The organism is Mesoflavibacter profundi, from assembly GCF_014764305.1.
GTDB lineage: Bacteria > Bacteroidota > Bacteroidia > Flavobacteriales > Flavobacteriaceae > Mesoflavibacter > Mesoflavibacter profundi.
In genome coordinates, this window is record NZ_CP061703.1 from 2,970,030 (window position 1) to 2,984,503 (window position 14,474).

General features: G+C 30.6%; 15 protein-coding genes. 5 read left to right on the forward strand and 10 right to left on the reverse strand.

All coding sequences use genetic code 11. From position 1 onward, the window contains the following. Positions 1-56: 56 nt before the first annotated feature. A complete protein-coding gene (gene dnaK, locus IFB02_RS13345) occupies positions 57-1,967 on the reverse strand; it encodes a molecular chaperone DnaK (protein WP_106688866.1) in 1,911 nt (636 codons plus the stop codon). A 189-nt stretch (positions 1,968-2,156) separates the two neighbouring features. Between dnaK and IFB02_RS13350 the strand changes: the two genes are divergently transcribed. Next, complete coding sequence (locus tag IFB02_RS13350) at positions 2,157-3,578, forward strand: L-serine ammonia-lyase (protein WP_106688867.1); 1,422 nt, start codon at positions 2,157-2,159, stop codon at positions 3,576-3,578. Positions 3,579-3,582: 4 nt separating this feature from the next. Next, positions 3,583-4,761, forward strand: coding sequence for an SH3 domain-containing protein (locus IFB02_RS13355; protein ID WP_106688868.1), 1,179 nt, complete (start codon positions 3,583-3,585; stop codon positions 4,759-4,761). Here the strand turns inward: IFB02_RS13355 and IFB02_RS13360 are convergent. Further along, entirely contained in the window at positions 4,758-5,210 is a 453-nt protein-coding gene (locus IFB02_RS13360; RefSeq protein WP_106688869.1) for a nuclear transport factor 2 family protein, read from the reverse strand. The genes IFB02_RS13355 and IFB02_RS13360 overlap by 4 nt on opposite strands. 101 nt (positions 5,211-5,311) lie before the next feature. On the opposite strand from IFB02_RS13360, the gene panB reads away from it, so the two are divergent. The 3 genes from panB to IFB02_RS13375 are packed head-to-tail and all read left to right on the forward strand — an operon-like array spanning position 5,312 to position 8,255. Beyond that, the gene (gene panB, locus IFB02_RS13365; protein ID WP_106688870.1) at positions 5,312-6,130 is read left to right on the forward strand and encodes a 3-methyl-2-oxobutanoate hydroxymethyltransferase; all 819 of its coding nucleotides are present in this window, start codon (positions 5,312-5,314) and stop codon (positions 6,128-6,130) included. A 12-nt stretch (positions 6,131-6,142) separates the two neighbouring features. Continuing rightward, entirely contained in the window at positions 6,143-6,847 is a 705-nt protein-coding gene (locus tag IFB02_RS13370) for an RluA family pseudouridine synthase (RefSeq protein ID WP_370520690.1), read from the forward strand. A gap of 37 nt (positions 6,848-6,884) precedes the next feature. Beyond that, positions 6,885-8,255, forward strand: a complete 1,371-nt coding sequence (locus tag IFB02_RS13375) for an aldehyde dehydrogenase (protein WP_106688871.1) — start codon at positions 6,885-6,887, stop codon at positions 8,253-8,255. A gap of 1 nt (position 8,256) precedes the next feature. On the opposite strand, the gene IFB02_RS13380 is transcribed toward IFB02_RS13375, so the two are convergent. The 8 genes from IFB02_RS13380 to IFB02_RS13415 all read right to left on the reverse strand — a co-directional run bounded on the left by IFB02_RS13380 (position 8,257) and on the right by IFB02_RS13415 (position 14,435). Continuing rightward, the gene (locus tag IFB02_RS13380) at positions 8,257-9,075 is read right to left on the reverse strand and encodes a sensor histidine kinase (RefSeq protein ID WP_106688872.1); all 819 of its coding nucleotides are present in this window, start codon (positions 9,073-9,075) and stop codon (positions 8,257-8,259) included. Beyond that, on the reverse strand, positions 9,068-9,775 hold the full coding sequence (locus IFB02_RS13385; protein ID WP_106688873.1) for a hypothetical protein: 708 nt from the start codon (positions 9,773-9,775) through the stop codon (positions 9,068-9,070). Before IFB02_RS13385 ends, IFB02_RS13380 begins: the two co-directional genes overlap by 8 nt. Before the next feature lie 16 nt (positions 9,776-9,791). Then, the gene (locus tag IFB02_RS13390; protein ID WP_165569202.1) at positions 9,792-10,070 is read right to left on the reverse strand and encodes a hypothetical protein; all 279 of its coding nucleotides are present in this window, start codon (positions 10,068-10,070) and stop codon (positions 9,792-9,794) included. Between the two features lie 428 nt (positions 10,071-10,498). Then, entirely contained in the window at positions 10,499-10,957 is a 459-nt protein-coding gene (locus IFB02_RS13395) for a hypothetical protein (RefSeq protein WP_106688875.1), read from the reverse strand. A 61-nt stretch (positions 10,958-11,018) separates the two neighbouring features. Beyond that, the gene (locus IFB02_RS13400; RefSeq protein ID WP_106688876.1) at positions 11,019-11,741 is read right to left on the reverse strand and encodes a hypothetical protein; all 723 of its coding nucleotides are present in this window, start codon (positions 11,739-11,741) and stop codon (positions 11,019-11,021) included. A gap of 2 nt (positions 11,742-11,743) precedes the next feature. Beyond that, positions 11,744-12,475, reverse strand: a complete 732-nt coding sequence (locus IFB02_RS13405; RefSeq protein ID WP_106688877.1) for a hypothetical protein — start codon at positions 12,473-12,475, stop codon at positions 11,744-11,746. 3 nt (positions 12,476-12,478) lie between these two features. Further along, positions 12,479-12,838 (reverse strand): hypothetical protein, encoded by a 360-nt coding sequence (locus IFB02_RS13410; protein WP_106688878.1) that lies wholly within the window; start codon positions 12,836-12,838, stop codon positions 12,479-12,481. A gap of 61 nt (positions 12,839-12,899) precedes the next feature. Continuing rightward, positions 12,900-14,435 (reverse strand): YifB family Mg chelatase-like AAA ATPase, encoded by a 1,536-nt coding sequence (locus tag IFB02_RS13415; protein WP_106688879.1) that lies wholly within the window; start codon positions 14,433-14,435, stop codon positions 12,900-12,902. Positions 14,436-14,474 lie beyond the last annotated feature (39 nt).

The window sequence follows — 14,474 nt, forward strand, 5'->3', positions numbered from 1 at the left end:
CTGCCTAAATAGGCAACCTTTTTTTTACTTCTATTTTCCGTCTAAAGACTTCAAGCTTATTTTACTTCTTCGAAGTCTACGTCTTCAACATCGTTACCAGAGTCTGCTGCTTGACCTTGTGCGCCTGCACCAGCGTCAGTAGCACCAGCTGCTCCTTGTGCTTCTTGTTGTGCTTTGTACATTTCTTCGCTAGCAACTTTCCAAGCTTCGTTAATTTTTTCTAACGCTGGCTCGATTACTGCTAAATCTTTTGTTTCGTAAGCTTTTTTAAGTTCTTCTAAAGCATCTTCAATTGGCTTTTTCTTATCGTCTGATAATTTATCACCAAATTCTTTTAATTGCTTTTCCGTTTGGAAAATCATAGAGTCTGCTTCGTTTAACTTCTTAGCACTTTCTGCTGCTTTTTTATCTGCTTCTGCATTTGCTTCAGCGTCAGCTTTCATCTTTTGGATTTCGTCTTCAGTTAAACCAGAAGACGCTTCAATACGAATATCTTGAGATTTTCCTGTTGCCTTATCTGTTGCAGATACTTTAATAATACCATTAGCATCAATATCAAAAGTTACCTCAATTTGTGGTACACCTCTTTGTGCTGGTGGAATTCCGTCTAAATGGAAACGTCCAATCGTTTTATTATCTGCCGCCATAGCACGTTCTCCTTGTAATACATGGATTTCTACTGATGGCTGATTATCTGCTGCGGTAGAGAAAATCTGAGATTTTTTTGTTGGGATTGTTGTATTTGCTTCGATTAACTTAGTAAATACATTACCCATAGTCTCGATACCTAATGATAATGGTGTTACGTCTAATAATAATACGTCTTTTACATCTCCTGTTAATACACCACCTTGTATTGCTGCTCCTAAAGATACAACCTCGTCTGGGTTTACACCTTTACTTGGCGCTTTACCAAAGAAACTTTCTACTGCTTTTTGTACTGCTGGAATACGTGTAGATCCACCAACTAAGATAATTTGATCAATGTCACTTTTACTTAATCCTGCAGATTTTAATGCAGACTCACATGGCTCTATAGTACGTTTTACTAAATCGTCTATTAATTGCTCAAATTTACTACGTGTTAATGTACGCACTAAGTGTTTTGGTCCGCTTGCTGTAGCTGTGATGTATGGTAAGTTAATTTCAGTTTGCTCAGAAGATGATAATTCTATCTTCGCTTTTTCTGAAGCTTCTTTTAAACGTTGTAAAGACATTGGGTCTTTACGTAAGTCCATGTTTTCTTCAGCTTGAAACTCGTCTGCTAACCAGTTAATGATTTTTTCATCTACATCATCACCACCTAAATGTGTATCTCCGTCTGTAGATAATACTTCAAAAACGCCATCTCCTAATTCTAATATAGATACGTCATGAGTACCACCACCAAAGTCAAATACTACAATTTTTTGATCTGTTCCTTTTTTATCTAATCCATAAGCTAAAGCTGCTGCTGTAGGCTCGTTAATGATACGTCTAACTTTAAGACCAGCAATTTCTCCTGCTTCTTTAGTAGCTTGACGTTGACTATCATTAAAGTAAGCTGGTACAGTAATTACTGCTTCACTTACGTCTTGTCCTAAGTAGTCTTCAGCTGTTTTTTTCATTTTTTGAAGTACCATTGCAGATAATTCTTGTGGCGTATATAAACGACCATCAATATCTACACGAGGTGTATCGTTATCACCTTTTACTACTTTATATGGTACACGTTCTGCTTCGTTTTTAGACTCAGAATATTTGTTACCCATAAAACGTTTAATAGAATAAACCGTTTTTGTTGGGTTTGTTACTGCTTGACGTTTTGCTGGATCACCAACTTTTATCTCTCCGCCTTCAACAAAAGCGATAACAGAAGGTGTAGTACGCTTACCTTCTGCGTTAGGGATAACTACTGGTTCGTTACCTTCCATTACAGAAACGCAAGAGTTAGTTGTTCCTAAATCGATTCCAATAATCTTACTCATAATTTTATATAATTTATTTTTTTTTGTTGTGTTTTAAAAACTTAATTCGGTCTCATTAAGTCAATTAATATGCCAAGACATTTTTACTGACACGATGTCATATTTCATGTTTTAAATATTATAAGTTTTAACAATTGAAGGAGACATAAAAATTCTATATTTGCTGCTCTAAAACGTTTTCGTAAGACTATGGAATGTATTTCTGTTTTTGACATGCTTAAAATTGGCGTAGGTCCTTCAAGCTCTCATACTTTAGGTCCTTGGCGAGCTGCCGAACGCTGGATTTATGAACTTAAAGCCGATAATTTTTTTGATAAAATAAATTCAGTAAAAGTAGATCTTTATGGTTCTTTATCTTTAACAGGTAAAGGTCATGCTACAGACTTAGCAGTCATGCTTGGTTTAAGTGGTGCAGATCCAGAACGTATTCCTACAGATACCATAGATATAGTGATTGCGTCTATTTCTAACACACATAAAATAGTTTTAAACAATGAAAAGGTTTTAGTTTTTAATCCAGAAAAAGACATTATTTTTAATAGAGAGTTTTTACCTTTTCATGCTAATGGAATAAAGTTTACCGCTTTCGCGGAAAATGAAACGCATGAGTCTACCTTCTACTCTATTGGTGGCGGATTTGTAGTAAAGGAAGAACGAACCGTACATGAAGAAAATGTAGAACTGCTAAAAGAATTTCCTTATCCTGTTCACAAAGCAACCGAGTTACTTGAATTTTGTCATAAAGAAAATCTTAGTATCTCAGAAATTGTTCTTGAAAACGAAAAATCACTTCGTACGGACGAAGAAATTGATTTTGAATTAAATCGCATTTGGCAAACCATGCTAGAATGCATGTTTATTGGTTGTCATACCGAAGGCAATCTTCCTGGTGGATTAAATGTAAGAAGACGTGCCTACGATACACATAAACGATTAAATATCGAAGTGCCTTACACAACACCGCAAGAATGGTTAGAAAGTATAAGAGAAAGTGAAGTAAAATTTAGACAAATCCTTAAATGGGTTAGCTGTTTTGCTTTAGCAGTAAATGAAGTTAATGCATCTTTAGGTCGTGTAGTAACAGCACCAACTAACGGAAGTGCTGGTGTAATTCCTGCAGTGCTAATGTATTATATGGTTATTGAAAATCATGATGGCGATTTTAGCGACATTAAGCGTTTTCTTTTAGTAGCTAGTGAAATTGGTAGCATCTTTAAAAAAGGTGCAACTATTAGTGCTGCAATGGGCGGATGTCAAGCTGAAATTGGCGTATCTTCTGCTATGGCTGCTGGTGCTTTAACCGAGTTACTTGGTGGTACGCCAGAACAAGTGATGATTGCTGCAGAAATTGCAATGGAGCATCATTTAGGTCTAACCTGTGATCCAATTGGTGGATTAGTACAAATTCCTTGTATAGAACGTAATAGTATGGGCGCAATTAAAGCCATTAATGCTGCCGAATTAGCTTTAGATACAGATCCTAAAAATGTAAAAGTACCACTAGACAAAGTAGTAGATACTATGTGGGAAACCGCTAAGGATATGCATACTAAATATAAAGAAACCAGCGAAGGTGGATTAGCAGTTAGAGTAAGTTTATCTGATTGTTAAAATTATGAAATTTAAATTAATCATCTTTACAGTTGTTATTGCTTTTTTTCAAGTAAATGCACAAAATAACAAGTATTTAAATACCGAGTCTTACTTATTTAAAACTGCCGATTCTAGTTCAAAAAAATTAGGTTATTTTAAACCTAATGCTTCGGTAGTATTGATTGAATCTTTAGGCAATGGTTGGTCAAATATTAAAACCGATAATTTAGACACAGGCTACATTTTAACTAAAAATCTTTCTGATAAATATACTAGCTCCAAGAGATCTAATATCTTAAAAGATAATCCTATAAGTAATGCAAACAGTAATTTTGGTAACTATCATAGTTATATTACTGTTGCGTCTTTAAGAATTAGAAATAAACCTAGTTTAGATTCAGAAATTGTTGGAAAACTTTCTTGCGGACAAGCAGTTCCAGTAAAATATCTTCCTGTAGATCCAAAAAGTTGGGTTAATATCACGAATAGTAGATTTGTTCAAAGACAATTTTTAGGAGAAAAACCTACACATAACAATTTAGTAGAGAAGTATAACAACATCCAAGAACAAGATTTTAAAAATAGACTTAAAATTGCTGAACGAATTGTAGAACTATCATGGAACAGTAATCAAACACACCTTAAAGAAGCTTATCAGATTCTAAATAATTTAGCTGTAGAAATAAAAGACGAAAAGCTAATTAAAAACAGTCAATTTTTTATAGAATATGCTTTGGGTCAATTGAATAAAAAAAATGATTCAGAAATAGAAGATTTTATTAAAAACGCAGACTTTATTATTAAAGGAATAAGCGTAAAAAATCAATTTGTAAAATTAAGTGAGGCTATTAAAACTTTTGGAGAACCTAAAGATGTTAAAAATATGCAAGATGAGTGCGGTATTTATTACAGTAACTTATTTTATTTTTATGATAACATAAACTTATCGGTTAACAAAGAAGAAAACCTAGCCAATATAGATTACATCCAATTATCTAAAAACTTTAAATTTAAAATCAACCAAAATAATATTATAGATCACACTATTTCAGAATTAAATTTTATAAAAAAATACGCAAGCTATATTAGAACAAATATCAATTATCCAAATCGATATTTTTGGCAAAATGATGATGGCGGATATTACATAGAATTTAAAAATGGTTATGCCTATTCTATAACTGTGTTTTCAATATGCTAGTCCATAGTACAATCTTTTCGTCTCGTATCAACTAAAAAGAAGATTTTCCAAGCATTATCAACTTTAATTAATTGAAATGAATTAACGCCACAATGACTAAACTGGTCGTTAAACCAAAACTGATAAGGTGTCCAAGCATTTGCCATATTTCCGTCAATTTTAATATCAAAACCTAATAACTTTTCTTCAAATTTTTGATTTTTAGGAATTGATAAAATTGAAGTTATAAATTTCGAATAATCTTCGGTATGTAAAATGGTTTTTCCTTCTCTATTTGTCGCAATTGTTTGTAACGTCACATCTTTATAAACCACTTGATTTAATAGTGTAGAATCTTGTTTATGAAAACCTTCAAAAAACGTTTCAATAGTTTTTTGTACTTCAGCTTCACTTTGCGAAAAAGTTTCAACAGAAATTAATAGCAGAATAACGTAAATAATTGATTTCATCTTAAAAACTATTTATCGTAAATATAAGATTTTCAGTGAAAAGAAAAATTTAGCAAAACGCCTTTATTTTAGTATTTTTACAGTCTATCAAAAAAAAGATTATGTCTACAGCAAAAAAAGAATATAAAAGAATTACAGTAAAAACATTAGTCGATATGAAGGCTAATAACGAAAAAATTTCTATGCTTACCGCTTACGATTATACTATGGCTACTATCGTAGATGGTGCTGGTGTAGACGTTATTTTAGTTGGTGATTCGGCAAGTAATGTAATGGCTGGTCACGAAACCACGTTACCAATTACACTTGACCAAATGATTTATCATGCATCTTCAGTAATTCGTGCTGTAAAACGTGCTTTAGTCGTTGTAGATTTACCCTTCGGAACTTACCAAAGTGACCCGAAAGAAGCCTTAAGATCTGCTATTAGAATCATGAAAGAATCTGGCGGACATGCTGTTAAACTAGAAGGAGGAAAAGAGGTTAAGGAATCTATCAAACGTATTATAAATGCAGGTATACCTGTAATGGGACATTTAGGTTTAATACCTCAATCTATATATAAATTTGGGACGTATACTGTTAGAGCAAAAGAAGAAGTTGAAGCCGAAAAACTAAAAGAAGATGCTTTAATGTTAGAAAAAGCTGGTTGTTTTGCTATTGTTTTAGAAAAAATTCCTGCAAAATTAGCTAAAGAAGTTGCAGAAAGTGTTTCTATTCCTGTTATTGGTATTGGTGCTGGAAATGGCGTTGATGGTCAGGTATTAGTATTACACGATATGGTTGGTATGACGCATGAGTTTAACCCAAGATTTTTACGTCGCTACATGAATCTTTTTGATGATATGACTAATGCTATATCGCAGTATGTTGAAGATGTAAAAACAGTCGACTTTCCTAGTGATAAAGAGCAATATTAATCTAACCATCTAGTGATCCAAAATTCGAAACATCTATCCAATAAAAACAACCTACAAGTCTTACACGAAGACAATCACATTATTGTCGTTAATAAACGTGCTGGAGATATTGTACAAGGAGATAAAACTGGTGATAAACCATTAAGCGATGTAGTCAAGTCGTATTTAAAAGATAAATATAACAAACCAGGAAATGTTTATTTAGGAACAGTTCATCGATTAGACAGACCTACTTCTGGTTTGGTAATTTTTTCTAAAACTAGCAAAGCATTACCAAGACTAAACAAGATGTTTGCGACTAAAGATATTACAAAAACATATTGGGCTTTAGTTAAAAATAAACCTAAAAAAGATTCAGATAGACTTGTACATTGGTTAAAAAAGAATTCTAAAAACAATAAATCTTACGCACATCCAACTGAAGTTAAAGACAGTAAAAAAGCTGTTTTAAGCTATCAAATTATCAAAAAACTAGATAATTTCTATTTGCTAGAAATCACTTTAGAAACTGGTAGACATCATCAAATACGTACCCAATTATCTACTATTGGTTGCCCAATAAAAGGCGATTTAAAATATGGTTTTGATAGAAGTAACAAAGACGCTAGTATAAGTCTGCATGCCAGAAATATTAAATTTATTCATCCTGTTTCTAAAGAAGAATTAGATATTACAGCGCCATTACCAAAAGATCCTGTTTGGGACGCCTGTATTTAGTTTAATAATTCTTATTTTTATTAAAAAGAAATAAGGCATGATTGAAGCTATTGTAAACTCTCAAAAAGAATTTTTTAAAACCGGAAAAACTAAAACTATTGCCTACAGAAAGCAATTGCTAAAACAACTTCAATCAGAATTAATTAAACAAGAAGATCATATTGTTAAAGCGCTTTATGACGATTTTAAAAAACCAGAATTTGAATCTATTATAACAGAAACTGCTATAGTCTTACAAGATTTAAAACGCACCTTAAAACACATTGATAAATGGGCAAAACCAAAACGTGTTTTTCCTAGTTTATTAAATTTTCCTTCATCAGATTTTATTTATAAAGAACCTTACGGAACGGTGTTAATTATCGCTCCTTGGAATTATCCGTATCAACTTGCATTAGCTCCGCTAATTGGAGCTGTAGCAGCAGGAAACACCGTTGTACTAAAACCGAGTGAACTTACACCAAATACGTCTACTCTACTTTCAAAAATTATAAAACATGTTTTTCCTCCAGAATTTGTAACGGTAATTGAAGGTGGCGTAGACACTTCAACACAACTTTTAAATCAAGTTTGGGATTATATTTTCTTTACAGGCAGCGTTGGTGTTGGTAAAATTGTTGCCAAAGCTGCTGCACCTAATTTAACGCCTATTACATTAGAATTAGGAGGTAAAAATCCTTGTATTATCGATAAAAGTGCTAATTTAAAATTAGCTGCAAAACGAATAGTTTGGGGAAAATTTGTTAATGCAGGACAGACGTGTATTGCTCCAGATTACATTTTAATAGACCAAAGCATTAAAAATGATTTTTATAATTTTTTAAAAGAAGAAATTACTAATGCATTTACTAATAAACCTAAAACATCAAAAGATTTTGCTAGAATAATAAACGAAAAAAACTTTAATCGTTTAACCGAAATGTTAGTAGACCAAAATTGCATAATTGGTGGAAATCATGACCTAACGGACTATTATATTTCTCCAACGGTTATTGATCAACCAAGTTTAGATAGCAAAGTGATGGAAGATGAAATTTTTGGTCCTATTTTACCTGTATTGGCTTATGACAACATTAACACGATAGATACAATAATTAACACATATCCTAAGCCATTAAGTTTGTATGTGTTTAGTACAAATTCCGCGCAAGCAAAACAATTAATCAAACAATATTCTTTTGGTGGCGGATGTATTAATGATACAATTATACATTTTGCAAATCACAGATTACCTTTTGGTGGTGTTGGCAATAGTGGTATTGGAGCCTACCATGGTAAACACACTTTTAATACATTTAGTCACATTAAACCTGTAGTAAAAAAAGGAAATTGGTTAGATATTACCTTACGTTATGCGCCTTATAAAGGAAAATTAAAATCTTTAAAACAATTATTGAATTGGTTGTAAACTAATCGTTGAAGTAATAAATCATTTTTAAAGTTACACCATTACCTGGTTGAGATAAAAGCTCGTAATCCATTTTAATTAATTCGGCTCTACTTTGCATATTTAATAATCCTGCACCTTTATTTATGGTAGACATATCAAATCCTTTACCGTCATCTTTAGCTGTGATTAGCAGTTGATCGTTTTGATAATCTAAAATAACGCTTAGATTTTTAGCTTCAGAATATTTAACTGTATTGGAAAAAAACTCTTGAAGAATTCTAAAAATTATAATCTCGTGTTTTTTGTTTTTAAAAGGCTTAACTTCACCTTTTACGTTTAATTCAGCTGAAGCAAATTTCATTTTTTTCAATCTATTCAATTCGTTTGTGATAGATTGTTCAAAACCAATATTTAAAACTACCTCGTTATTTAACGATCTAGAAAGCATTCTTACTTCTTTAAGACTTTCTTTTACTGTATTAGACGCGTCTTTAAAACTATCTAAAGCTTCTCCATCTAATTTAGTTTTTAATATATTTAATTGCATGCTTGCTGCTGCTAGCAATTGCCCAACGTTATCGTGTAATTCCCAACCAATATTTTTTAAGGTTTGTTCTTGGATTTCGGTTTGAGCATTAGATAATTCTTTTTCAAAAGCTTGTTGTTGCTTTATCTTATCTATTAATAGTTTGTTTTTTCGTTTTTGAAAAACAATAAAAAATAAAATTACTAAAGAGGTAATTACTATTAATACACCTATCATATAGATTAGCAAATAACGCTCTGAAGCTGTAGAAGTAACTGGTTGTTGAGTTAAAAGAAGAAAAATATTATCCATTTTTTGGTTGTGGTTTAGATAAAATTAGACCAATAGCAAAGCAAGTATACATAAAAATATTAGCGAATAAAAATACACGTCGTTTTAAATTAACAAAATCCCAATCAGATTCGTTATTATATATTTCATAAAAAAATAAAGGAGATGTTACTAACCACCATAAAAATAAGGCTATAGAAGCATAAAAAGGAAAATGATCTGTAAGTTTTATTAAATTATCTAATTGCAATAATTCTAAAAAGTACAATACGCATGATGTAAAAATAACTACAGCTCCAAAAAATATATATAAATAAGGATGTGCTGTATTTAAATCTGATAAATTAAAAAGTAAATAACTTATTGAGGTTATAGTAAAACTAATACTTAACCAAGTTAAAATTAATTTAAACAGTCTTACTTGTAGGATGTTTAAATAATAAATACTTATAAAAATAACACTTCCAATCAACCAAAAAATATTAAACCATCCTATGACTTTAATACCTGTTTTTAATAAAAATTCTATTAAAATATTTGATTTAAAATAAGTAATTGCTGCTGCACCAAGCTCTACAAAGCCTACATAAAACAAGTAATATATAAATAACTTTGTTTTTGTGTTTTTAAATTTTTTAAAGGTAAATATAGCCGTTAGTATGGCTAAAACTTCAAAAAAATAAACAACAAAATTAAAATGAGTAGTTAAATACTTTAGCATAGTATTAAATTACTTATTAAGTTTTTGGTCTAGCTATTATTAGACCAATTGCAAATGTAGAATACATTAAAAAATTGGCTATTAAATAAATTTGCCATTTAAGTAAAATAAAATTCCAATCTCCATTTTTAGAATAAATATCATAAAATGAAACAGGAGTTACAATTATCAACCACATAAATAAAGCAACAGCTACGTAAAAATATAAATCTTTATAAAAGGTGAGGATTTTATCACTTAAAATCAATTCAATAAAATAACTAATTGTGCTTACAATGATTAATAGACTTCCCACTATTTGAATGAATGGAAAGACTTGAAAAAAAATTTTTTCATAATTAATAAACAAAAATATAGTTGAGAACACTATAAATATAACAGAAGAAATATTTACTATCCTATTAAGGAATCTAATTTTTAATACTTTTAAAAATAATCTAGAGAATAGAAAAACAATTATTACATCAAAAAAAATGGTAAACCACCAATAATTTTGTCTAAATACAGAGTTATACAAAGGATTTAAAAACTCTAATTTACTATAGTAATTAGGATAACTTCCTATAAGCTCTACAAAAAAAATAAAAAATAAAATATGAATAAAAGCTATAGCTGTAGTAGGTTGATATTTTTTATATAAAATTATACCAACTAAAACAGCTATAAACTCTATAACATATGTTATTAAAACATTGTTATTTATAATAAAATCCTTCAAAGCTTTTAATTAGGATAAGGTTGTCCTGGTGGAATACCATTAGTACCTTTATCTAAACCATTTGCTGTAGAGATATCTTTTTGGGTACCAGATCGTTTATCATTTTCGGTAGGTACTAAAAAAATCGTGGTCAATCCTTTTGGTCCTACAGATGTATCTACACCTAAATATAAACGTATACCGCTAGCATTTAAAGAGTCTTTTGCATAATTTACATAGTATTCCATATCTTTTATAGAATACCAAGAAGATCTATTATCCTCAGCTTCATAAGCAACCGAATCTACATACTGCTGACGAAGATTTGTCCAGTTATCGCTTAGTTTTTTTGCTTCGGTTGGAGTAATAATACCAGAAGGCATTGTTAATGGTGGCGGCGTTGTCATACCTGTTGGACTAAAAAAATAATAGGTAATAAAAGCACCAATAAGTAAGCCTACAATAAGGCTAAATAAGTTTTTCATGTTGGTTAAGTATTTAAAGATTAATAGCTTATTCTTGAAGATAAATGTAAGAAAAAATCTTTTAATTTCTCAATTTAGGTTTAGAGACTATAAATCCTATACCTATAAAAACATACATAAATATAATTGCAAAAAATTTGATGGAATACTTAAGGCTTATGTATTCTGGATCTGAAAGCGTAAAATAACGTTCAAAAAAAGTTAATGGAGTTGTAACTATAAAAAAGACTAATGTCCCAATACTAACATAAAAAGGTAATAACTTATAAAAGCTTATTATATTTTCTAAATTTAACAACTGAATAAAATAACTAGAGATTAGAAAAACAATAACAAATAAGTCAATAACTTCTGCATAAATCATGTAGTCATAATTAGAAGACGACATAAATAAAACGAAAAATATAAACTGAAAAATTAGTGTTAAAAACAAAATCAATTTAATAGCTTTTTTAATACTTGTATTCTCTGCGATTAAATAATAATAACAACTAAAGAATACATTTGCTCCTATAAACCACGTTAAAAAATACCACCAATAATTTTTTTCGAAAACCGTATTTTTTAAAGTTTCTTTTAAAGATGAAAATGATGGATTTGCATCTATTATTACAGTGTAAGAGGCTAATATTTCAATACAATTAATGTAGATTAAAAAGTAAATAAGATATTTAGAAGCTTTATCATTTTTAAATTTCTTAAAACATAAAATTCCTGCTAGAGCTGCAAAAACTTCAGCAGATCTAAAGCATAAAAAATAATATTCTTCAATTAATGAAATCACATTTACTTTTCAATTTCTGGTTTAGAAACAATTAAACCAATTGTATACATTAAATACATAAACATAATTGAAAATAATCGTACAATTCTATTTAAAATAACAAAATTGTCATCTTTTGAATTATAATAGTTTTGATAAAAATCAAGTGGCGTTTGTATTATTATAAAGACAAATGCTGCAGTTGCAATATAAAAAGATAATGATCTGTAAAACGTAGTAATAGCATCACTATTTATTAATTCTATAAAATAGACAGATGTTACAAACATGATAAGAGTAAGCTGTATTAAGTTAATTTCTGTAATACTATCACTCATAAAAGTATTAAACTTAAAAATGTATAATACTATCTGTATTAAAATCAACACACTTGTAACACGTTTAACTATTAGTTTTAAACGTTTAGATTTAAGCACTTTAGAAAAGTATATCGAATAAAACAAGGAAGAACCAATAGTCCATGTCAAGGAGTACCACCAAAAATTATTATAAAAAACTGTATTATTTAATAAATCTTTAATCCAAAATAAATCTTCATTTTTTTTAATTAATCTTGGATAAGAACCAATCGTTTCAATAAGATTAACATAAATTAAAAAAAATATAAAAAGCTTAGCAGCTAGATCCTGTTTATATTTTCTTAATAAAAATATTCCAGTTAAAGCTGCTAAAATTTCTACACTTTTATAAAGTATAGCATAATTTGATTTAATGAAATATGCTAAAAACTCCATTGATTATTGTGGATAATTTGCTTGTGGTGGATCACCTAGATCACCTCTATCCATTCCATCTGCTCCGGTAATATCTTTATTAGATCCATTATCATCTTGTGTTGGAACCATAAAGATAGTAGTCATTCCCTTAGGATTTTCTTTAGATGTTTCTACGCCTAAGTAAAAACGTACACCGTTAACTTTAGGATTATTTTCTTGAATATAATCTAAAAAATCTTTCATATCCTGTAAAGAATACCACGAAGATCTGTTATCCGGTTGTCCTGCAGCAGCTTCGTTAGCTTTTGCTCTTAAAGTTGTCCAGTTGTCGTTTAAAGTTTGTGCCTGTTGAGCAGTAATAATTCCCTTTGGTGTTGCCATAAAATATTTAGATTGATTAATAATTGGATCAAAAATAAAAAAAATAACTAAATGTTAAATTTTATCCTAACCAACCATCGCGATCTAAACTTCTATATTGAATCGCTTCGCTTATATGATTACCCAAAACGGTTTCGCTTTGCTCTAAATCGGCAATAGTTCTAGCTACTTTCAAAATTCTATCGTAAGCTCTAGCCGAAAGATTTAAACGCTCCATTGCTGTTTTTAAAAGCTGAAGTGAAGCATCATCCAACTTACAATATTTTCGTATTTGTTTGGTAGACATCTGCGCATTGTAATGCACATTATCAAAATCTTTGAAGCGTTGTGTTTGAATTTCTCTTGCACAAGTCACGCGCTTTCTAATGTCTACAGAACTTTCTGCTATTTGATCATCCGATAATTTTTCAAAAGGTACTGGCGTTACTTCAATATGAATATCTATCCTATCCAACAACGGACCAGAAATTTTACTTAAATACCGTTGCATTTCGGCAGGACTTGAAGTAACAGGCGCATCAGGATCGTTAAAATATCCACCAGGACTTGGATTCATACTTGCTACCAACATAAACGACGATGGATAAGTCACCGTAAATTTTGCTCGCGAAATGGTAACTTCTCTATCCTCCAAAGGTTGACGCATCACTTCTAAAACTTCTCTTTTAAATTCTGGCAACTCGTCTAAAAACAACACACCGTTATGACTTAACGAAATTTCTCCTGGTTGCGGATAACTTCCGCCACCAACTAAAGCGACATTTGAAATCGTGTGATGCGGACTTCTAAATGGTCTTTGCGACATTAATCCTGCGTCTTTAACACGACCAACAACGCTATGTATTTTTGTGGTTTCTAAAGCTTCATGCAAGGTCATTGGTGGCAAAATACTAGGTAAACGCTTGGCTAACATAGTTTTTCCTGCGCCTGGCGGACCAATTAAAATAATGTTATGTCCGCCAGCTGCAGCAATTTCCATGCAGCGTTTTATACTTTCTTGTCCTTTAACGTCTGCAAAATCAAACTCTGGAAAATTTAGATTTTTTTCAAATTCTTTTCTGGTATCAATTTTAATTTGTTGCAATGCTTCACCTTTATCAAAAAAGTTAATTACTTCTTTAATATTTTCTACACCATAAACCTCTAAATCATTGACTATTGCTGCTTCTTTTGCATTTTGTATAGGTAAAATAAATCCTTTGTAACCTTCTTCCCTAGCCTTAATTGCAATAGGCAACGCACCTTTTATAGGTTGTAAATTTCCGTCTAAAGATAATTCGCCCATAATTAAATAACGATCTAAATCTTCGGCTTTAATCTGTTTAGATGCTGCTAAAATCCCGATTGCTAACGTTAAATCATAAGCAGAGCCTTCTTTACGCAAATCTGCTGGCGACATGTTGATTATAATTTTTTTTCCTGGAATTTTATAACCGTTATTTTGAAGTGCTGCTGCGATACGATAATTGCTTTCTTTTATAGCATTGTCGGGTAATCCAACAAGATGATAACCTATTCCTGTATCTACATTAACTTCTACTGTAACTGTTGTTGCTTCAACACCAAAAACAGCACTTCCAAAAACTTTTTTGAGCATAAATGGTTGGTTTAGAGTGTTAATATATAAATTTTGAAT